This window comes from Halomonas sp. ML-15 (assembly GCF_014779595.1).
In the GTDB taxonomy this organism is placed as follows: Bacteria; Pseudomonadota; Gammaproteobacteria; order Pseudomonadales; family Halomonadaceae; genus Franzmannia.
In genome coordinates this window covers 1,690,033-1,710,426 of sequence record NZ_JACXZT010000019.1, presented here as the reverse complement: position 1 = coordinate 1,710,426, position 20,394 = coordinate 1,690,033, and the positions used below count along the sequence as shown (strand labels likewise).

At 61.1% G+C, this 20,394-nt stretch carries 15 protein-coding genes and 1 pseudogene; 14 read left to right on the top strand and 2 right to left on the bottom strand.

Annotation, left to right across the window (positions count from 1 at the left end):
• The first annotated feature begins 111 nt into the window (after positions 1 to 111).
• The 8 genes from IEI94_RS19710 to IEI94_RS19675 all read left to right on the top strand — a co-directional run bounded on the left by IEI94_RS19710 (position 112) and on the right by IEI94_RS19675 (position 8,624).
• Positions 112 to 885 (top strand): thymidylate synthase, encoded by a 774-nt coding sequence (locus IEI94_RS19710; protein WP_191169680.1) that lies wholly within the window; start codon positions 112 to 114, stop codon positions 883 to 885.
• Positions 882 to 1,430, top strand: coding sequence for a dihydrofolate reductase (locus IEI94_RS19705; RefSeq protein WP_191168917.1), 549 nt, complete (start codon positions 882 to 884; stop codon positions 1,428 to 1,430). The genes IEI94_RS19710 and IEI94_RS19705 overlap by 4 nt, the downstream gene beginning before the upstream one ends.
• Before the next feature lie 219 nt (positions 1,431 to 1,649).
• Positions 1,650 to 2,471 (top strand): ProQ/FINO family protein, encoded by an 822-nt coding sequence (locus IEI94_RS22695; protein WP_224750205.1) that lies wholly within the window; start codon positions 1,650 to 1,652, stop codon positions 2,469 to 2,471.
• A gap of 510 nt (positions 2,472 to 2,981) precedes the next feature.
• Entirely contained in the window at positions 2,982 to 4,136 is a 1,155-nt protein-coding gene (locus IEI94_RS19695; RefSeq protein ID WP_191168916.1) for a porin, read from the top strand.
• A 282-nt stretch (positions 4,137 to 4,418) separates the two neighbouring features.
• Positions 4,419 to 5,534: an extracellular solute-binding protein gene (locus IEI94_RS19690; RefSeq protein WP_191168915.1), complete on the top strand. Its 1,116-nt coding sequence runs from the start codon at positions 4,419 to 4,421 to the stop codon at positions 5,532 to 5,534.
• A gap of 246 nt (positions 5,535 to 5,780) precedes the next feature.
• Positions 5,781 to 6,944 (top strand): ABC transporter ATP-binding protein, encoded by a 1,164-nt coding sequence (locus IEI94_RS19685; RefSeq protein ID WP_191168914.1) that lies wholly within the window; start codon positions 5,781 to 5,783, stop codon positions 6,942 to 6,944.
• Positions 6,928 to 7,815 (top strand): ABC transporter permease, encoded by an 888-nt coding sequence (locus IEI94_RS19680; protein ID WP_191168913.1) that lies wholly within the window; start codon positions 6,928 to 6,930, stop codon positions 7,813 to 7,815. Before IEI94_RS19685 ends, IEI94_RS19680 begins: the two co-directional genes overlap by 17 nt.
• Positions 7,812 to 8,624 (top strand): ABC transporter permease, encoded by an 813-nt coding sequence (locus IEI94_RS19675; RefSeq protein WP_191168912.1) that lies wholly within the window; start codon positions 7,812 to 7,814, stop codon positions 8,622 to 8,624. Before IEI94_RS19680 ends, IEI94_RS19675 begins: the two co-directional genes overlap by 4 nt.
• A gap of 12 nt (positions 8,625 to 8,636) precedes the next feature.
• Here IEI94_RS19675 and IEI94_RS19670 read toward each other — a convergent pair whose 3' ends face one another.
• On the bottom strand, positions 8,637 to 10,394 hold the full coding sequence (locus tag IEI94_RS19670; RefSeq protein WP_191168911.1) for a putative bifunctional diguanylate cyclase/phosphodiesterase: 1,758 nt from the start codon (positions 10,392 to 10,394) through the stop codon (positions 8,637 to 8,639).
• A gap of 225 nt (positions 10,395 to 10,619) precedes the next feature.
• Between IEI94_RS19670 and IEI94_RS19665 the strand changes: the two genes are divergently transcribed.
• Positions 10,620 to 12,590 (top strand): diguanylate cyclase, encoded by a 1,971-nt coding sequence (locus tag IEI94_RS19665; RefSeq protein ID WP_191168910.1) that lies wholly within the window; start codon positions 10,620 to 10,622, stop codon positions 12,588 to 12,590.
• A gap of 55 nt (positions 12,591 to 12,645) precedes the next feature.
• Here the strand turns inward: IEI94_RS19665 and IEI94_RS19660 are convergent, their stop codons facing one another.
• Positions 12,646 to 13,482 carry a helix-turn-helix transcriptional regulator gene (locus IEI94_RS19660; protein WP_191168909.1) on the bottom strand — a complete coding sequence of 279 codons (837 nt, stop codon included), beginning with the start codon at positions 13,480 to 13,482 and terminating at the stop codon, positions 12,646 to 12,648.
• 475 nt (positions 13,483 to 13,957) lie between these two features.
• Here IEI94_RS19660 and IEI94_RS19655 point away from each other — a divergent pair, with 475 nt between their 5' ends.
• The 5 genes and pseudogenes from IEI94_RS19655 (at position 13,958) to IEI94_RS22830 (ending at position 20,361) form a co-directional block, all read left to right on the top strand.
• A complete protein-coding gene (locus IEI94_RS19655; RefSeq protein WP_318153427.1) occupies positions 13,958 to 14,413 on the top strand; it encodes a TolC family protein in 456 nt (151 codons plus the stop codon).
• Between the two features lie 3 nt (positions 14,414 to 14,416).
• Entirely contained in the window at positions 14,417 to 14,659 is a 243-nt protein-coding gene (locus IEI94_RS22900) for a hypothetical protein (protein ID WP_318153426.1), read from the top strand.
• 20 nt (positions 14,660 to 14,679) lie between these two features.
• Entirely contained in the window at positions 14,680 to 14,868 is a 189-nt protein-coding gene (locus tag IEI94_RS19650) for a hypothetical protein (protein ID WP_191168908.1), read from the top strand.
• A gap of 339 nt (positions 14,869 to 15,207) precedes the next feature.
• A pseudogene (locus IEI94_RS23000) lies at positions 15,208 to 16,461 on the top strand (ESPR-type extended signal peptide-containing protein); the annotation flags it as partial.
• A 132-nt stretch (positions 16,462 to 16,593) separates the two neighbouring features.
• Positions 16,594 to 20,361, top strand: a complete 3,768-nt coding sequence (locus tag IEI94_RS22830; protein ID WP_318153425.1) for a YadA-like family protein — start codon at positions 16,594 to 16,596, stop codon at positions 20,359 to 20,361.
• The last annotated feature ends 33 nt before the right edge of the window (positions 20,362 to 20,394 follow it).

Here is a 20,394-nt window from a genome sequence, read left to right as displayed (position 1 = left end):
CCTTGGCCCTTTACTCAAGATGGCAAGCGTGTGACACAAGCTCCTCAACATCCCGCATCCGAACGGCTGGCGCCTGACGCGCCGGCGCTCGAGCAGCCCTATCTCGACCTGATGCGTCAGGTGCTGGATCAGGGCGTGGCCAAGCATGACCGCACCGGGGTCGGCACGCGCAGCGTGTTTGGCCACCAGATGCGCTTCGATCTGGCGCGCGGCTTTCCACTGGTGACTACCAAGAAACTCCATCTGCGCTCGATCATCCACGAGCTGCTGTGGTTTCTCTCCGGTGACACCAATATCCGCTACCTCAAGGAGAATGGGGTGCGCATATGGGACGAGTGGGCCGATGCCAACGGCGACCTGGGGCCGGTGTATGGCTACCAGTGGCGCAGCTGGCCGCGACCGGATGGCGGCCACGTCGACCAGATTCGCCAGGTGGTCGAGCAGATCCGTCGCAACCCGGACTCGCGGCGACTGATGGTCTCGGCCTGGAACCCGGCGCTGGTCGATGAGATGGCGCTGCCGCCGTGCCATGCGCTGTTCCAGTTCTACGTCGCCGAGGGACGGCTCTCCTGCCAGCTCTACCAGCGCAGCGCCGATATCTTCCTCGGCGTGCCGTTCAATATTGCCAGCTACGCGCTGCTGACCTGCATGGTGGCCAGGGTGACCGGCCTCGAGCCGGGGGATTTCGTCCACACCCTGGGCGATGCACACCTCTATTCGAACCACCTCGAGCAGGCCGAGCTGCAGCTGTCGCGGTCGCCGCGCCCGGCGCCGCGACTGGCGCTCAACCCCGAGATCCGCGATCTGTTCGCCTTCCGCTTCGAGGACATCGCCATTCACGACTATGACCCGCATCCGCATATCAAGGCCGAGGTGGCGGTATGAGAGAGCAGCGCTTCGACACCATGGTCCCGGTGGCGATGATCGCCGCCATGTCGCGTAATCGCGTGATCGGGGTCGACAACCAGCTGCCCTGGTATCTGCCCGAAGACCTCAAGTTCTTCAAGGCCATGACCCAGGGCAAACCGCTGGTGATGGGGCGCAAGACCTTCGCCTCCATCGGCAAGCCGCTGCCGGGGCGACTGAATATCGTGGTCACCCGTGACGCCAGTTTCGAGCATCCGGGGGTGCGGGTCTGCCACGACCTGGAGAGCGCCCTGGACCTCGCCGACCAGCAGGCGATCATCGACGGCGTGGAGGAGATCATGGTGATGGGCGGCGGGCAGATCTACGCTCAGGCAATGCCCTACGCGTCGCGGCTCTATCTGACCGAAGTTGACCTCGAGGTGGAAGGCGACGCGCGCTTCCCCGAGCTCGACCCGGACGACTGGCAGGAGCGCCAGCGGGTGCCTGGCTCGCCCCGCGAAGGGCAGCCGGCCTATGCCTTTGTCGAGTATCGGCGTCGCGATGCCGGCCCCGCTCGGGACTGATCCGTCGGCAGGCCTGCGAGGAGGCGCTGTAAACCATCCCTGGGCGCTACCGATGCCATCCATGGCATCGACACCTCCTCTTCGGCCTACCCCCGGCGTCCCTCGCTGGGATGGCGCTCTGCAGGCGACGGTAAGTAGCGAGAGGCGCATTGTCATAATGCCAAAGCTGGCACACACTTGAGGCTATGATCACGTGAGATGCGCATGGAGGGCGACGCCTTGAACGAAGATCACACCGCGGCACTGCTCAACGCCCTGGAGCAGCGCGCCGAGCACGGTCTGGTGGCGCTGCGCGAGGCGCGGAGCACCATTGCCGAACTCGAGCGCCGGCTGGCCGAGCTCGAGGCCGACAATCAGCGCCTGCAGCAGGAAGTCGAGGCCCGGGAGCCGGCAGCAAGCCCGCGCAGCCAGGGCCTGGCTGCGCTGATGTCGCGCCGCCCGCGGTTTGCCGCCAGGCATCACGATCTCGCCACGGACGCCTCTACACAGCAGCCGCAAGCCACGCCCAGCGCGCCGGAGCCTAAGCCCCCAGCGGCGGCTCCAGCTTCATCAGCGGCGCCTGAGCCCGCCGCATCCGCCGAGACAACGCCAGCGGCAGAGGCCCAGGACGAACCCCAGAGCCGCCTGCCGATCGGAGAGGCGCCGTCGCCCCAGGCGCTGCTCGACGAGTGGTACCAGCGCTACCCGCAGACCTTCTTCAAGGGCCACACCCGGCCGCTCAAGGTCGGCATTCACGAAGACCTGGTGGCTCACGAGCCCTGGCCCGACAAGCTGGTACGCCGTGCGCTGGCCTGCTACGTGCATCTGCCGCGCTATCTCAAGGCGGTGCGTACCGGCGCCGAGCGGGTCGACCTCAGCGGCGCCAACGCCGGCGAAGTGAGCGACGGCGAGGCGCGCTACGCCCGCCGCCAGCTCGACGAGCTGCGTGCCCAGAACCGCACCCGCAAGGCCCAGCAGGCCGAGCGTCAGGCACAGCGCGAAAAAGACGCGCGCCTCGAGCAGAAGCTCGGCCAGCTGCTCTCCAAGCACGAGCAGCGCTGAAGGGCTCTTACGCTAACCGCTCGGATTTGCCTCCGGCGGCCTCGCTAATCATTGCCTTGATCTACGACAAGCCGTTGACAGCCGGCCACAAGGCGGACTTGCATGTCGTCCTCGACCCGGCCAAGATAGCCCACGCTAGTCGCCGCAGCCGCTGAGAAGCGTACTGTGAGCGCCTTCGAACGGGACATCGGCATGGGGCACCACGCCGCTGTATCGTCCGCGAGGCGCCGGGCGGCCCGGCGTCACGGGCTTCAAGGTGGTGGCGTGACGCTTGCGTAGGACAAAAGTTCCATGGATTCCGTGCATCGAGATTGGAAACAGTGTTTTTTCTTGTTGCGTTCCCGGAAATCCCGGTATAAGGTTTGTCCTGCGAGCATTGGAATATAACTAGGCTTCGCTCAGGTGGCAGCCCCGGCCATCATGCCTCGGCAGATTGGCCAGGCGCACCGGGAAAGCCGACTGCATATGCAGACACGATCGAAACAGTAAGCTAGTTAAGGACATATCGCGATGAAAAAGACACTGTTAGCGACTGCTATCGCCGGCGCCCTGGGCGTCTCCGCTGCTGCTCAGGCAGCTACCGTATACAGCCAAGACGGCACCGAAGTTGACGTCTATGGCCGTGTTGTTATGGCTTTGACTTCTGGTGGTGTGGAGGATACTACATTCACCACCAACGAAGATGGTGAGCAGGTACGTCGTGCTAAATCATCTGGCTCCGAGATCAACGATCTGGGCTCGCGTCTGGGCTTCCGTGCTCGTCATGAGGTCAACACTGATCTTTCCGTGTTTGCCAACATGGAATTCCGTTTCGACGCCTCTAGCCGCAACGCAGATCCGATCACCAACAACCGCCAGACTTTCCTTGGCGTCGAGAGCCAGCAGTTTGGTCGTTTCTGGGTCGGTAACTTCAACAGCATCTACTACAATGCCGTTGGTTCCGTATTCGACGTACCGGAAAACGCAGGCTGGTCTAACTTCGGTAGCGTAGATAACAGCTCCCACGGTAATGCCCTGGCGTACTCTACTCCGGTACTGGAAGGCTTCCAGGCTCATGTCCAGGTCAAGCACTACTCCGGTAATGACGAAGTTCAAGGCGATGGCGATAATAGCTCCACCACCAGCTCTCAGGCGGCGGTAAGCTACACTTGGCAGGATCTGTACGTTGCCGCTGGTTACGACCAGAACCGCGACTACAGCCGTGTCGGCCGCGGCCATACCGCTGGCGACGGCCCTGGCGACAGCCTGGCCAACGCTGGTCGCCACTCCGATGAGGGGCTGTGGGGCTTAGCTGCTTCTTACCAGTTTACCCCGGCCTTTAGCGGTCGCATCGGCTATGAGACCAGCAGCTCCAACGATTCGCGCCTGGAAGAAACCGCTGGTAGCTTCCAGTATCTGGGTCGCGATATCTTCAGCGTTGGCGGTACCTTCGACTACGGCATGGGCGAGATCTACGGCCAGTACGCTCGCGTCAGCTGGGATGACAACGAAGCGACCGGCAGCATCAGCTCTTCCAACCAGTGGATGCTGGGCGCCAACTATCGCTTCAGCCAGCCGATGTACGCTTTCGCTGAAGTCTACGACGCTGATTTCGATCGCGACGACGCCATCAGCGATCTGAACGACGATCTGCTGTACACCGTGGGCGTCCGCTACGACTTCTAAGTCTAGCCTGACCCCTCGAGTCGCCTAGCGACTCGCCAGAAGCCGGCCCCTTTGTGGGCCGGCTTTTTAATGCCTGACGTTTGGCCGCTGGAGTTCTCCCCGCCCTTACTTCTCCCATCACGCATGTAGCGTTGAAACCCGCCGCTCGCAGCGCCTCGCCTTTCGCTGGCCCGCTGCTATGCTGAACTCAGCTCGTTGAACCGTCATTCAATCGTCATCTCCCGGTCATCGAGTCGAGCAGACAATCATAGTAACAATCACTGCGTTCAGGAGAATTGAAAAATGTCGATCTCGCGTCGTCGTTTTCTGCAGGGAACGGCTGCAGCCGGGGCGGTGGCCGCTGCGCCATCTTTCTATATCAACAAGGCGCTGGCCGAGGGCGAGCCGCTACGCATCTACGCCTGGGCCGGCTACTTCAGCGACGAGATGCTTGCCGACTTCACCGACAAGACCGGCATCCGCGCCACCTTCACCCCCTATGGCACCAACGACGAGCTGATGAACTCGCTGCGCGCCACCGACGGCTCCGGCTTCGATGTGATCATGCCCACCGTGGACCGGGTGCCGGGCTACCTCGACTACGATCTGATTCAGCCGCTGGACGAGTCGCGCATCAACTGGGATGGGGCGCTGGCCAGCGCCATCGAAGGCTCCGAGGTGGGCGGGGTGGTCGACGGCCGTCGCTACTTCGCCCCCAGCGACTGGGGCACCGAGGCGATCGCCTATCACCGCCGCTTCGTCGATATCGACCGCGAGACCCTGAGCTACGCCGACCTGTGGAACCCGGACAACGGCCAGGGCGTGACCGTGCGCGGCCACTCGGCGCTGGTGGGTATCGGCCTGTGGCTGGAGCGTGAAGGCCGGCTGCCGTTCCCGATGCTGGAGTCCTACCGCAGCGAGGAGGCGATGCGCGCCAACTTCGACGTGATCGTCGAGGAGGCGGTCAAGCACAAGGATCTGCTGGTGCAGTTCTGGGATACCGAGAACGAGGCCCAGGCGGCGTTCCGTACCAACGGCGCGATCATCGGACAGACCTGGGACAGCACCGCCTTCCGCCTTAAGCAGGAGGGCGAGGACATCGCCTATGCGGCACCCCGCGAAGGCGCGCTGGCGTGGATGGAGGGCTTCGTGATTCCCAAGAACGCTCGCAACGTCGATGCCGTCTACGAGCTGATCAACTGGTACTACACCCCGGAAGCTGGCGCCATGTTCGTCGAGGCCACCGGCTACAACTCCACCTCGGTGGGCGCCGAGGAGCTGCTGCCGGAGGAGACACGCCAGTTCTTCCTGGATTCCTACACCGACGCAGACCTCGAGAACCTGTGGTGGTGGCCAATCCAGGAACCGTGGTACGTGACCCTGCGCAACGAGTATCAGGATCGTTATCTATCGGCGTGATCGGATTTGGCGCCAAGGCAAAAGTGGCAGCGGCTTCAGCCGCGATGGGGGATCTCGGCAGCGCTGCGCGCTGCAATCGCGAATAAATTCGCTCCCACAAGAGCAAGGCGCCATGGCCAAAGTGGGAGCGACTTCAGTCGCGATGGGCTTGGTTGGCAGCGCTGCGCGCTGCATCGCGAATAAATTCGCTCCCACAGATTCGCGAATGAGTTCGCTCCCACACTTATCTGTTTTTTGAGGTCCTCCATGGACGGTTCCGTCTCACTGGAAAACGTGGTGATGCGCTTTGGCGATTTCACTGCGATAGAACCGACCTCGCTGGAGATCCACTCCGGCGAGTTTTTTAGTTTCCTGGGCCCCTCGGGCTGCGGCAAGACCACGCTGTTGAACATGGTCAGCGGTTTTCTGACCCCCAGCGAGGGGCAGATCTTCATTGGTGGAGAACCGATGGCCGGGGTGCCGGTCAACCGCCGCCCCACGGCGATGATCTTTCAGAATCTGGCGCTGTTCCCGTTGATGAGCGTCTATCAGAACATCGAATTCGGTCTCGAGGTACGCGGAGTCGACCGGCGTACGCGGCGCGAGGCGTCGGAGCGGCTGCTTAGCCTGGTGGCGCTGGAGGGCAGCGGTGACAAGCAGGTCGCCGAGCTTTCCGGCGGCCAGAAACAGCGCATCGCCATTGCCCGGGCGCTGGCGGTGGAGCCGCGGGTGCTGCTGCTCGACGAACCACTCTCGGCGCTGGACCTCAAGCTGCGCCAGCATATGCGTGCCGAGCTCAAGGCGATCCAGCGCAAGACCGGCATCACCTTCATCTATATCACCCATGACCAGGGCGAAGCGCTGACCATGTCCGACCGGGTGGCGGTGATGTCGGCGGGGCGTATCCAGCAGGTCGCTGATCCGATGACCCTCTATCGTACTCCCCAGACAGGTTTCGTGGCGGCCTTCGTCGGCGAGAACAATCGCCTCGAGGTCAGCGTGGCCGAGCGCGACGGTGAGCGCCTGACCCTCGACGCCGGCCTGCTGGGCCGGCTGCAGGGGAGTGCGGTGCCGGGCGCCAGTGACGGCCTGGCCGTGGGTGATCGCGCGGCACTGTTCGTGCGCCCCGAACAGCTGCGCCTGCTGGGGCCAGGCAGCAGCGGCCCTGGGCTGGAGGCTGAGGTCGAGGCGGTGCACTTCGAGGGTGCCTGGTTGATGCTCGAGACGCGGCTTGCCGCCAGCGCCGAGCGCTTGAGAGTCCAGCTCAGTGGCGAGCAGGCGCGTGGTGCGGCCAGCCGCCTTGTTCGTGGGGAGCGGGTCCGGCTCGGTTTCGATCCTGCCGAGGCGGTGGTGCTGCCCAACGACGGCAGCCCAGTGGTCGACGAGGAGACCGGCGAGGTCAAGGAGGCGTCCGATGTTTCGGCAGCTTAGCGCGCGCTTCGGCTCTCCGGTGGCGATGGCCATCGTCACTCTGCTGGGCATGTGGCTGATCATGATGGTCACGCTGCCGCAGCTGCAGATGATCGAGTACTCGCTGCGTCCCAATCTGCTGCCGGCACAGATCGGCGGGCCGGACGACCGTCTGACCATGGCCAACTACGTGACGCTGTTCAACAACGACATCCACCGTGCGATCTTCTTGAAGACCATCTGGTCGAGCGTGATAGTCACTCTGCTGACCCTGGCGGTGAGCTACCCATTGGCATGGTACCTGGCCAAGGTGGCCACGCCGCGTCAGGCCGCGCTCTGCATCCTGCTGTTGATCGTGCCGTTCTGGATCAACGAGATCCTGCGCACCTATTCTTGGTTCATTCTGCTGGCGTTCCGCGGTCCGCTCAACGAGGTGCTGCTGGCGCTGGGGCTGATCGATCGGCCGATCCGTTTCCTCAGCGGTGACGGTGGCGTGATGGTGGGCATGGTCTACGCCTATATCCTGTTCATGGTATTTCCGCTCTACAACGCCATCGAGAGCCTCGACGGCAATCAGGTGCGAGCGGCGCGCGATCTGGGTGCCGGCACCCTGCGAACCCATCGGCGCATCGTGATCCCCCACGCCAAACCGGGCATCGCCACCGGCTGCATCATGGTCTTTATGCTCGCCGCCGGCAGTTATGCGGTGCCGGCGCTGCTAGGCTCGCCAGGCAGCCGTTGGTTCACCCAGATCATCTACAACTGGTTCTTCGAAGGTGGCAACTGGAACCAGGGCGCGGCCTACGCCTTCCTGCTACTGGTGCTGTGCATCGGCTTTATGTCGCTGGTGATGAAATTATTTAAAGTAGGCTTGGGGGATATCGCTAAATGACCTCTCAGCGGCTGCTGGCCTTCGGCCTCAAGTTCTACATCGTGGTGTTTTTCGCCTATCTGTTCCTGCCGCTGATCATCATGTCGCTGGCGACCTTCAACGACAGCCGCTTCCCCACCGTGACGCCTTGGGGCGGTACCACGCTGCGCTGGTTCGGTGAGCTGTGGCGAGACGGCGGCATGTGGCAGGCGCTCTCCAACAGCCTGATGGTGGCGGCGGGGGTGCTGGTGCTGGCGGTACCCATCGGCATCTCCAGTGCGCTGTTCCTGAACACGGTGTCGAGCCGCGCCAAGCCGTTCATCTATGCGCTGATTCTCTCGCCGTTGCTGACGCCGGGGGTGATCATCGGCATCTCGACGCTGATCTTCTGGCGCCAATTCGGCGTCAGCGGCGGGATCTTTCTTACTGTGCTGGGCCAAACCACCTTTATCGCGGCCTATGTGATGCTGATGGTGATGGCGCGTCTGCAGCGCTTCGACCGCACCATGGAGCGTGCCGCGCTGGACCTGGGGGCCTCTCAGTGGCAGATGTTCCGGCGTATCCTGCTGCCGTATCTCAAGCCGGCGATTCTGTCGGCGGCGGTGATCGCCTTTCTACAGTCGTTCGAGAACTACAACACCACCCTGTTCGTGGCTGGCTATGACACCACGCTGACGGTGTATATCGCCTCTCAGGTGCGCACCGGCTTGACCCCGGCGGTCAATGCGCTGGGGCTGATTCTGATCCTGTTCACGGTAGTGCTGGCGGTGGCCTACGAACTCAAGCGGCGGCGCGAAGTGGCGGCCATGGCCAGACTCAAGGGGGCGTAGCGAGGGGCAGGGTTAGTATCGGGCGTCGTACCAGGCGCTGAGCTCGCCGGCCGGCATCGGCTTGGCCAGGTGGTTGCCCTGGGCCAGTTTGATACCCTGGCGGCGCACGGCGTCGGCGATCTCCTCATTCTCCACGCCCACCGCGATGCACTCGACACCGAGCGTCTCGAGGAGCCGCTGGATGCCACCCAGCAGGGCCTGGCTGCGGGGATCGTGGGCGATACCTTTGATCAGTACGCCGTTGATCTTGGCCTGGTTGATTGGCAGGTGTGACAGATAGGCGAAGTTGACGTGGCCATCGCCGAGTTCATCGAGGGCCAGGTTGACTCCAAGCCGCTGCAGGCGTTTGAACAGGTGCTGAGTGCTCTCCGGTTCATCGGCGAGGCTGTCGCAGGCGATCTCGAGGGTTAGCCAGGAGGCATCGTCGGTATGCTGGCGGAGGAAGTGATCCAGCGGTACGCGATCAGTGGCGTCGCCGCGCAGGTGGTCATCGACGATGTTGACGGCGATCGGCATCTCGGCCAGCGTCGAGCCGATATCTCGCCAGGCGCGCTGCTGGGCGATCACCTCGCCGATCACCCAGCGGTCAAGGCGTACCGCCAGCCCCAGCTTGCGCGCCAGCAGGATGCAGTCGCGGGGTGAAGGTTGTCCCGGCTGCGCGGCGTGCCAGCGTAGCAGTGCCTCCAGCCCGATCACCTCGCCGCTGACCAGATCGCACTGCGGCTGGTAGACCAGATGAAAGGCGCTATCCGGATCGGCGATGGCCTCGCGCAGCGCCAGCTCGATGGCCAGCTGGTGCTGCAGCTGTTGGCTGAGGAGCGGGTCGACGAAGGCATGACAGCCGCCGCCGGCATGCTTGGCCGAGTACATGGCGCCATCGGCGCTGCGCATCAGCTCCTCGGGGCTGTCGCCGTCACGGGGATAGAGCGCAATGCCGATGCTCGCCGACATGGGCAGGCGCCGGTCGCTGACCTTGAACGGCGCCTCGAGCGCTTCCTGCAGCCTCAGCGCCACGGCTTGGGCGCCGTCGACGCCGGCCTCGTGCTGCAGCAGTACCAGGAATTCATCGCCGCCGAAGCGGGCTAGCATATCGTCGCTGCGCAGCGCCTGGCTCAAGCGCCTGGCGACCTGCTTGAGCAGAGTGTCGCCGGCGCTGTGGCCCAGTGAGTCATTGATTGGCTTGAAGCGGTCGAGATCGATGAACAGCAGCGCGACCTCGCCATCCTGGCGCTGGGCGTGGTGTAGCGCGCGCTGCAGGTAGTCATCGAACAGTGAGCGATTGGCCAGGCCGGTCAGCGGGTCGTGGTGGGCCTTGAGCTGCAGATGGCTCTGATGGGCCTTGAGAGCGGAGATGTCGATGAATACCCGGACGTAGCCGCATGCCTGTTGCTGTTCATCGTAGAGAGTGTTGATGGTCAGCAGCTCAGGATAGTGTTCGCCGTTACGACGCCGGCATGTCACTTCGCCTTGCCAGTGGCCCAGCTGGGCCAGGACGTGGCGCTGATGATGATAGTCGTCGTTCTGCTCTATGTGATGGAATCGCTTCACGTCCCAGCCGACAACCTCATGACGGCCATATCCGGTGATCTTCTCGAAGGCCGGGTTGGCCAGCAAAATGCGCTGCGCCAGGTCAGTGATGATGATGCCGGCATGGCTATGCTCGAAGGCCGCTGACGTCCACGCAGATGATGCTGCAGCAAGTGCCGCCACATCGGGCGGCGTCACAGCAAGCGTGAGCGGCGGCGGGCTGCCGTTGCCATCGTCCTGCATAGGATCTTGCACCTGTCAGTGAGCGGAGAGTTACCTAACTATTATGGGTTGCGGCGGGTGCGTCAATTACATGAACCATGTGAGCTGAAATAAGCGGTAAAATAAAGTGATAAGCTATCAAGTTTTCCAATTCAATAGATAAAACCTTAATATGCCCACTAGTGGTCGCTGATCGGAAGATGGTGCGCGCTGAGTCGCTCCAAGCGGCATGATAGACTATCCACAATGACACGACAGACTCCCAAGGCACTCCCTCACAGAGTGCTTTACTCCCTGCATTCGCGCTTGGTCATCGGCATCAGCATCGGCTGGCTGTTGCTGATCGCGGCGATAATTCTGGTCGCGTCGCGCACAGGCGACCATCTGGCCGAACAGACCAATCGTTACCATCTGGAGTACGAAGCGGAGCTGATCGCCCGCCATATCGAAGAGGCCGTCGAGGTGCGAATCGATGCCCTTCAGCGCCTCGCGTCGAAGGTGCCGGAGGGGCCCGAGCAGGCCGCGGCACTACTCGATGAGAACGTCGGGCTACTGGCGCTGTTCGATGTGCTGGTGGTTATTTCGGCCGACGGTGAGGTGCTGGCCGATGTTCCCGAGTTGTCCGGTCGCCGCGGTTTGGATGTCACTGAACGTGAGTACTTCCGGCATATCCAGCACGTGCGCCGCCCCTATGTCTCCGAGCCCTTCATCGGTGCGGCAAGCGATGTGCCGCTGGTCACGATCGGCGTGCCGGTGTTGGAGCAGGGGCGCTTTCTGGGCATGATTGGCGGTGTGGTCAGTGTCGAGGATGGCAGCTTCTTTTCCGGCCTGCGGCGCATCCGCATCGGCGAAGCAGGTTTTGCCGCCTTGTCGACGGCGTCGGGACGGGTGCTCTCCCACCCCGATCATGCGCTGATCATGCAGCCGGTGCCTGGCGCCGATACCCACCCCGAACTCGATCTGGCGCTGTCTGGTTGGCAAGGGGCAGCGGAAGGGCGTCTGGTCGATGGAACGCCCGCGCTGCAGGCCTATCGACAGGTTTGGTCGGCCAACTGGGTGGTGGGTGTCTATCTACCTCGCTCGCAAGTGATTGGCCCAGTGAAGGCGTTCTTGCGACAGCAGCAGTGGGTAGGATTACTCACTGTGCTGTTGATGCTGCCGCTGCTGTGGTGGGGCCTCAAATGGCTGCTGCGCCCGCTGCATCGTCTCGAGCGGCAGATCGCTCGGGTAGCGCAAGGGGCCGCCAGACGCGTCGATCTGCGCACCGGGATGCGCGAGCTGCAGGAAGTGGCGGATACCTTCAATAGTCTTGAACACCAGCGCGAGCAGGCCAAGGCGATGCTCCAGGACCGCCAGGCATTTCTCGACGCAGTGCTCGATTCATCCCCGACCGGGCTGTTTATCTGCAACCTGAGCGGACAGATGGACTATCTCAATCCCGCACTGCAACATCTCACCGGTTATGGCCTGAATGACTACCGTGACGGGGGGATCTTCGATCACCTGCACGTCGACGAGCGCGATGACGTGCGTGATCTGTGGCGACATACGCTGGACAGCGGTCACCCTTTTACTCGGCAGATGCGCTACCACGCGGCCAATGGCCAGACGCTATGGCTCGAGGTGAACGTGAGCCGGGTCGATGATGGCGAGGCGCCGCTGGGCTATGTAGGCACCGTCAAGGACATTACCGATAGCCGCCAGCGCGAGGCACTGCAGCGCTGGGAGGCCGAGCACGATCCGCTTACGGGGCTGCTCAATCGGCGCGGCTTCGAGCGCCGGCTCGAGGAGGCTCTCGCCGATTGGAAGAAGGCCGGTACCCCGTCGGCGCTGCTGATGTTCGACCTCGACCGCTTCAAGCCGATCAACGATGAGGGGGGGCATGCCCTGGGCGACGAGATGCTGCGGCGGATTGCCCAGGTGCTGGCCTGGGAGGTGCGCAACAGCGATCATGTGGCGCGCCAGGGCGGGGACGAGTTTGCCGTGCTGTTGCCCAGCTGCAGCCTCAGCCAAGCGCAACGCCTGGCCGAGAAAATTCGTAAGGCGATCGGCGAGATCTACGTCGAGCAGAACGGTAGCATCTATCATGTGACGCTCAGCATGGGGCTGACCGCCTTGCTAGAGAGTGACGAGGACATCGAAACCGTGCTGGCAAGGGCCGACGCAGCAAGCTATCAAGCCAAAGCTTCGGGGCGGGATGCCGTGGTCCAGGCCTAAACGACGGAGTCATTCGAGCTCGATACATAAGAGCCCGGCTATGCGAACTCACTGCTCAAGCGTGCAGTGGAAGGGTTAAATGCCCGGCCCCATCGCAACTATCCTGTGCATCGAATACCACGCACATGGGCTCGCCGTTGATATTCTCATTGCGCTCCGGTAGCCATTTCAGCAGTAGATATTCCCGGATCCAGGGAATATCTTCCGCTTTTTTGAAACGTGTCCTCACGGCGCGGTCCGCCCTTATCATTGTGTGACGAAATAAGCGTGTATTAATGCCCGGACGCCGTTGATTGCAGCGAAAGCCGAGATCGAGCTTGAAACGCCCCTTAGGCGTAATGTAACTGTCGCCGTGCCAAATCCATGCCGCTTGACCGTACTCGACGCTGGGCGATAGGTGGCTACTCGTATAGTAATGCCATGCTTTCTGCTGTGTGCCGGTCGCGAGATGGCCGTAATGCCGCGCAAGGAAAAATTCATACTCAATATCTTGAAAGATTTTTATGTCGTAGCTGACACTATCTGGTATGCAAGAAATTTTGCTATTTCCCATGCGAAGATGCCGCCATGCCTCCATGCGATAGGCGCGGGGAGAGATCCCCCGTTTTTGACGAAAAGCACGAGTAAAAATCGGGTGACTCGTATAGCCGCAAAGGTTGGAAACCTCAATGATAGGAAGCCCCGTTCTTGCCAGAAGAAGAGATGCTTTTTCTACCCTCAACAGGTCTCGGTAGCGTCCAGGGCTATAGCCAAATTCACGCAAAAAAATTCGTCGCAAATGCGATTCAGAATACCCTAAATGATTGGCCAGGTTCGCCATGGAAATGTTGCGGGACGCATTGTCATGCAGCCATATTTCCGCAAATCTCAAGTCGGCTGGAGTTTCATCCATGATCAAGCTCCCATGTTTCCCAAGATGATGCTGTTCATTGTTACTAGGCCGGTGCCATGAGATACGGAAGCAGCGATAGCTATCGCATGCGACATGCCTCTGAGTTAAATAATGTGGTACATAAGACACTGATTTTGCAAGCAAGATGGTCGTTTTTGCAAAAAAAACGTGCTTAGTTGTTGAAAATGCAAAGAAATTTACATTGGCTTATACTAGAGTCTCGGGCTGAATATTACGACACCTCTTTAGGCGCCAAAAAACATTGCTCTCTGTAAGGTTATTGCCACATGCGCTGCAAGATTTCACTGAGTCATTCTCGCCGGATGCTCTATAACGTAGTTCCTCAAGCAAGAGAGAGCCACCTGCTGGAAGGAGGTATAGCTTTGCGGAGTAATATTATTCCGCATGTCTCGCTTTCATCCTGGCCGCCACGTCGACTGGCCACATCGATAGTGTTAGGGGGCTATCACTACTGTTGCCTGTCGCCGCGGCGCAGTCTCTGCCAGAAGGCTTAGCCTCGCAGGGTTCTGAAAACCTGCATGATGTGGTTCAACGTTCTATCTCGACCAACCCTGAGGTGCGTGCTGCATGGAATGGGTTTAATGCAGCGGGCCATATGGTGGACTCCGCGCGCGGCAGTTATTTGCCGAGCATCGACGTCTCGGCCGGTGTCGGTCGTGAGGATCGCGAAGGGGATGGTCGAGGTAGCTATGACACCAGTTTCGCAGAGTTGACTCTCAACCAAATGATTTATGACGGCTTCGCCACGCGCAGCGAGGTAGAGCGTCTAGATCGGGCCAAGCGGGTCAGCTACTACGAGTTGCTGGGCGCTAGCGAGGACATGGCACTAGAAGCGACCCGCGCCTATCTGGATGTGCAGCGCTATCGTGAGCGGGTGCGCTTGGCGCAAGAGAACTATGTCGATCATTAGCGGGTGATCGATCAGCGTGAATTGGCCTGGACCAACGTTCGCCATACAACCCAGGTTGCCTATAACGATACGCAAAGACTGTTTGAGCAGCTTGAGTGCCTCAATCAATATCGTCAGTCGATCGATCGCTTCCGCAGTGTCTATCAGCAGCAGTTCGATATCAGCGAGCACACACTGCTCAACGTGCGCAGCGATAGAGTACCGAGCCTGGCGGAACTGGGTGCCGATGCTGAGATTGACCTCTGAGCGATCTGACGGTAGACGGTGTGATCGATGTGCCCGACGACAACAATGCGCTCTTCATCTACGGTGACGAGGGCGATAGCGTTGAGTTGGGCAGTGGCTGGTCTGCGAGCGGTAGCGTCACGGAGAGCGGACGTGAATTCACCGTGTACCACGGAAATAGTGAGGAAGAAGAGTTCAAGATCGAGTCGGCCATTACCGTCGATCAGTAAGGTAATGTAAGTCACTCGGCTGGCGCAGGCATGATAGCCAGTGTCGGCCGTTTCTTTGGTTTGTTAGTGAAATCAGCACTATATTATTTTTACCTGAGATCGAGGAATGATGGTTTAGGATGTTGTTTCTGTTTGTTAATTTTTCTGTTACATGGCCTCGCATTTGTTGAATAACGATATTGGCAGGTATGTTCGGAGAGGTATGTAAATATCTTTGCGTTTTCGATCATGCCATTTGCGCCCTTTTGAATTGCTAGCTATTACTCAGTTTAAGATTCGCTAATAAAAATAGATGTCGCGCACTGTTGAGTGATATGCCGTCATGTTTCGACCCAATTGATGGGGTCTGACGCTAGCGTCAGCATACGGAGAGTGCGCGGAGTATCTCGAGGGGGCCCAATGAATAAGATATACCGCGTAGTATGGAACCGTGCGCTGGGGCGGCCAGTGGTGGCATCGGAAGCGGCACACAGCCGCAGTAAATCCTCCACACAACAGGGGCCGGTTGGGCATAGAGCCGTTGCCCAGACGTTACGGTTGTCTCCAACTTGTGCACGGCCACTATTTTCTCTACCACTCGTGGTACTGGTGGTGGCAGCGGGGGTGACATTGCCATCGTCCAGTTTCGCCGCACAGAGTGCAGTGCTCGAAGGTAGCGGTGATGGTTTGCAAGTGGGCGATGGAACAGAGGCAACTGACTCAGGGTTAACAACGCTCTACTGGTCGAATCCTTTCGTGTTGGACGATGATGTGCCAATTGATTACTCGGGTGGTTTAAATGTCACCGGAGCGGTTGCCATTGGTACCAATGCCCAGGCAACATCTTTTGGATCCGTTGTCCTTGGGGCTAATTCGATTGCTGAATCTCCCGCAAACAACCAAGGTGCGTCGACGGTTCTCGGTGCCTATTCGTACGCTGGTAGCAACAATAACGTCGTGCTGGGCAACCGTGGGGTAGCTACCGGCTGGGCTGCGATGGCGATAGGGCGGGAGTCAGCCTCTACCGGCAGGAACGCCATTGCCTTTGGCAATGTTTCGGCTGCCATCGGTGATGGCGCTTTGGCCATGGGGCAGTCGTCTCTTGCCTCTGGGCAGCGCGCCATTGCTATCGGCTCTGCTGATTCCACGCGCGACTACTCCACCGAGAACACGCAGGCAAGTGGTGCTGACTCCCTCGCTTTCGGTACACAGGCCGTGGCAAGCGAGCAGGGGGCCGTGGCCTTTGGCCTGGAGGCTGGTGCCGCCGGCGAACAATCCGTCGCAATCGGGGCACTGGCTGATGCAGCAGCTAATCGCGCAGTGGCGATTGGCAACGATACCCAAGCCGAGCTGAGTGCCACTGCCATTGGTGATCAGGCGACGTCAATCGGCGAAGGCTCTACGGCAATTGGTTTCTTGGCCAACTCTCAGGGTGATGACTCGGTGGCAGTAGGCAATCAAGCCGCTGCAACAGGTATTAACAGCTTGGCCATGGGGGGAGGGAGTCAGGCGTCTGGGGAAGACTCGTTAGCCTTGGGCACGGGGGCGGTCGCGTCCGGCGAGCAAAGTATCAGTATCGGCTACCAAAACGAGGTCAGCGGCGACCACTCAGGGGCCGTCGGTGATCCTAATGTCATCACCGGCACAGGCAGTTATGCACTGGGGAACGATAATACCATCGACGCCGACGAGGCCGGCGCCTTTGGTAACGACAATACTCTTGGGGCTGGTGCGACAGGAAGCCGGGTGATCGGTAACGACAACGCTATCGATGTCGCCGATGCCTTCGTGCTGGGCAATGATGCGGACGTGACGGAGGAAGGGGGCGTCGCCCTGGGCTCCGGTTCGGTAGCGAGCACGGCGGCTGGCATTGCCGGCTATGTACCCGAGGGTGCCGATGACGATGCCATCCTGGCGACGACATCGACTCGCTCGGCGATCAGTGTCGGGGATGCCGACAGTGGTGAGTATCGTCAGATCACTGGAGTAGCCGCCGGTACCGAGGACAGCGATGCCGTCAATGTGGCGCAGCTGCAAGGTCTCGCCGATACGCCGCTCACCTTCGGCGGTGAGGTCGGCGACACCGAGCGCCGGCTGGGCGAGACCCTCAACATCGTCGGCAGTAACGCCAACCTCAGCACTGAGGTCACCGACGACGACGAACTGCAGATCGCCCTCAACGACGACCTGGCGCTGGATAGCGTGACCATCAACGACGGTGGCCCGGTGATCGACGGCGGCGGTATCGACATGAACGATACCCAGATCGTCGGCCTGGCCGACGGCAGCGAGGACGACCACGCGGTCAATCTCGGCCAGCTCAATGAAGTCAGCGACGTCGCCAACCAGGGCTGGGACGTACAGACCAATGCCGATGCGTCGACCAATGTGGCGCCCGGGGATACGGTCACCTTCCTGGATGGCCAGAACATCGAGATCACCAGCGATGGCCAGGAGATCAGCGTGGCTACCGCCGATGATGTCGCGTTCAGCAATGTCGAGATCAGCGAAGATCTTACGGTGGAAGGCGATACGCTGATGGAAGGCGATCTCAGCGTCACGCACGACGGCGACGAGGTGTTCAATATCACCGAGGGGGACACCGTCTTCGGTGGTGATAGCTTCACCATTGCCGAGAACACCGAGATCGACATGAGCGACAACCGTATCACCAATGTCGGCGACGCGATCGAGGAGGGTGATGCGGTCAACCTGGGGCAGGTCACCAACCTGACCGAGGAGGTCGCCGATACCCCACTCACCTTCGGCGGTGAGGTCGGCGACACCGAGCGCCGTCTGGGCGAGACCTTCAACATCGTCGGCAGCAATGCCAACCTGAGCACCGAGGTTACCGATGACGACGAACTGCAGATCGCCCTCAACGATGATCTGGCGCTGGATAGCGTGACCATCAACGACGGTGGCCCGGTGATCGACGGCGGCGGTATCGACATGAACGATACCCAGATCGTCGGTCTGGCCGATGGCACCGAAGGCGACCACGCGGTCAATCTCGGCCAGCTCAACGAGTCCATTGATGAGAGCACGATTCGCTACTACAGCGTCAACGATGGCGGCACCCAGCAGGACAACTTCGACAACGATGGCGCGACCGAGGTGAATGCCATCGCTGCCGGTGTGGGGGCCAGTGCCACGCAGGAAGATGCGGTGGCCTTCGGGCGGGAGGCGCAATCGAATATCGTCGGGGGCGCGGCGTTGGGAGCCGAGTCCATCGTCGATCGTGAGACGGCGCCGACAGACGGTGTGATTGATGCGGGCACGGCGACCATTACCTATAACACCAACGATCAGGAATTGCTCGGTGCGGTCTCCTTAGGTCGTGATGGTGAGGCGTACCGTCAGGTCACCAACGTGGCGGATGGGACGCAGGATCAAGATGCCGTGACCATTCGCCAGTTGCAGGGCGCGATCTCTTCGGTGACGCAGACCGGCACCCTCTACTTCCATGCAAATTCCGCCGATGAGGATGGCACCAACGACTCGATAGCGGCCGGCGAGGAGTCCATCGCCGTCGGTCCCGACACCATCGTCAACGCCGATCATGGCATCGGTATGGGCGATGGGGCGCTGGTCGAGGCCACGGCCCCGGGGGGGACGGCGATCGGCCAGCAAGCCTATGTCTCCTTGCCCGATGCGATTGCCATGGGTACCGAGTCCGAAGCCACCGGTGAACAGTCCATTGCGCTGGGGGCCGGGGCGGTAGCGGGTGATCCCAGTAGCGTGGCGCTGGGCGGTAACGCCGTGACGTCGGCCCCGGTGGGGACCGCCGAGACTACCATCAATGGCATCACCTATGACGTTGCCGGTAGCGATCCGGTGGGTACCGTCAGCGTGGGCGATGCAGACCAAGAGCGCACCATTACCAATGTGGCTGCAGGCCGCGTCGAAGAGGAAAGCACCGATGCGGTCAATGGTTCTCAGCTGTATACCATGCAGCAAGCCGTTGAGGATGTCGGCGATACGTTCACCGACATCGCGGGTGACACCAGCGAGGAGTATATCGACGACAATGGTCGCGGCATTCGCTACGTGCGCACCAACGAGAGTGGCCTGGCCGAGAGCGATGCCTTCGCCCAGGCGCCGGGTGCCACGGCGGTGGGGTATGACGCGCAAGCGACGGCGGATGACGCCTTGGCACTGGGGCGCGATGCCCAGGCTGACCATCAGGGCAGCGTTGCCTTGGGCCAGGGGGCGCAAACCAGTGAGGCGGTCGCCACGGCGGATATCGAGATCGCTGGCCAGAGCTACGATTTCGCCGGTGCCGAGCCCGTCGCCACCGTAAGCGTGGGAAGTAATGGCGCTGAACGTACCATCACCAATGTCGCCGCGGGCCGTGTCAGCGCCGATAGCACCGACGCGATCAACGGTTCGCAGCTGCATGCCACCAACCAGGCCGTGGAGAGCATCGATGGCCGGGTCGGTGAGGTGGAGGGTGATGTCACCGAGCTCGATAATCGGGTGACAAACGTCGAGGGAGACGTCGCGAATCTGGGTGATAGCTTCGACGAGTTGAACGACCAAGCCGTGAAGTACGACACCAACGAAGACGGCAGCGTGAATTACGACTCCATTACTTTGGAAGGCGACGAAGGTACGAGCATCACTAATGTGGCGGCCGGCGAAGTGTCGGAACAGAGCAGCGATGCGGTCAATGGCAGCCAACTATGGGAGGTGCAGAATCAGGTCAGCAATATCGAAGAGGGAGGTAGCAAGTACTTTACCGCCAACTCCGAGGCTGCGGCGGCCGAGGCAGACGGTGTCGAAAGTGTGGCAATGGGCCCTGAAAGCGTTGCGGCGGGCGACCACAGCGTCGCTGCGGGGGACGGTGCCCGCGCTGAGAGCGAAGGCGGCGTAGCGCTGGGGGCGGGCTCAGTGGCTGAGCGTGAAGGCTTGGCCGGCCAGGAGGAAGCTTTCTCCGGCGAGTCGGTGGCCTCGACCCAGGGCGCGGTGTCGGTGGGCAGCGAAGGCGGCGAGCGGCAGATCACCAACGTAGCGGGCGGCACGGAATCGACCGATGCGGTCAACGTACGGCAGCTGGAATCGGTGCAGGCCGGTGCGGTGAACTACGACCGGGATAGCGACGGTAACGTGGACTACAGCTCGGTGACGTTTGGCGAGGAAGGCACCTCTACGCGGCTGCGCAATATCTCGGCGGGTGTCGAGGATAGTGACGCGGTGAACCTGGGGCAGATGCGTGAGCTGAGTCATCAGTTCGAGCAACAGATTGGCGATGTACATGGCCGCATCGACGATGTGGAAGATCAGGCTAATGCCGGCACTGCGAGTGCCATGGCGATGGCCTCCATCCCGCAAGCGTACCAGCCAGGCAAGAGCATGTTGGCCGCGGGGGCTGGCACCTACAACGGAGAGTCGGCGGTTTCCGTTGGCGCCTCGCGACTTTCTGATAATGGGCGCTGGGCGGCAAAGCTCAACGTTTCCGGTGACTCTCAGGGTAATTTCGGCGCCGGGGTTGGTGCGGGCTTCCACTGGTAAAGCAAAGGGGCATACGATGTTGAAAAGACGAAC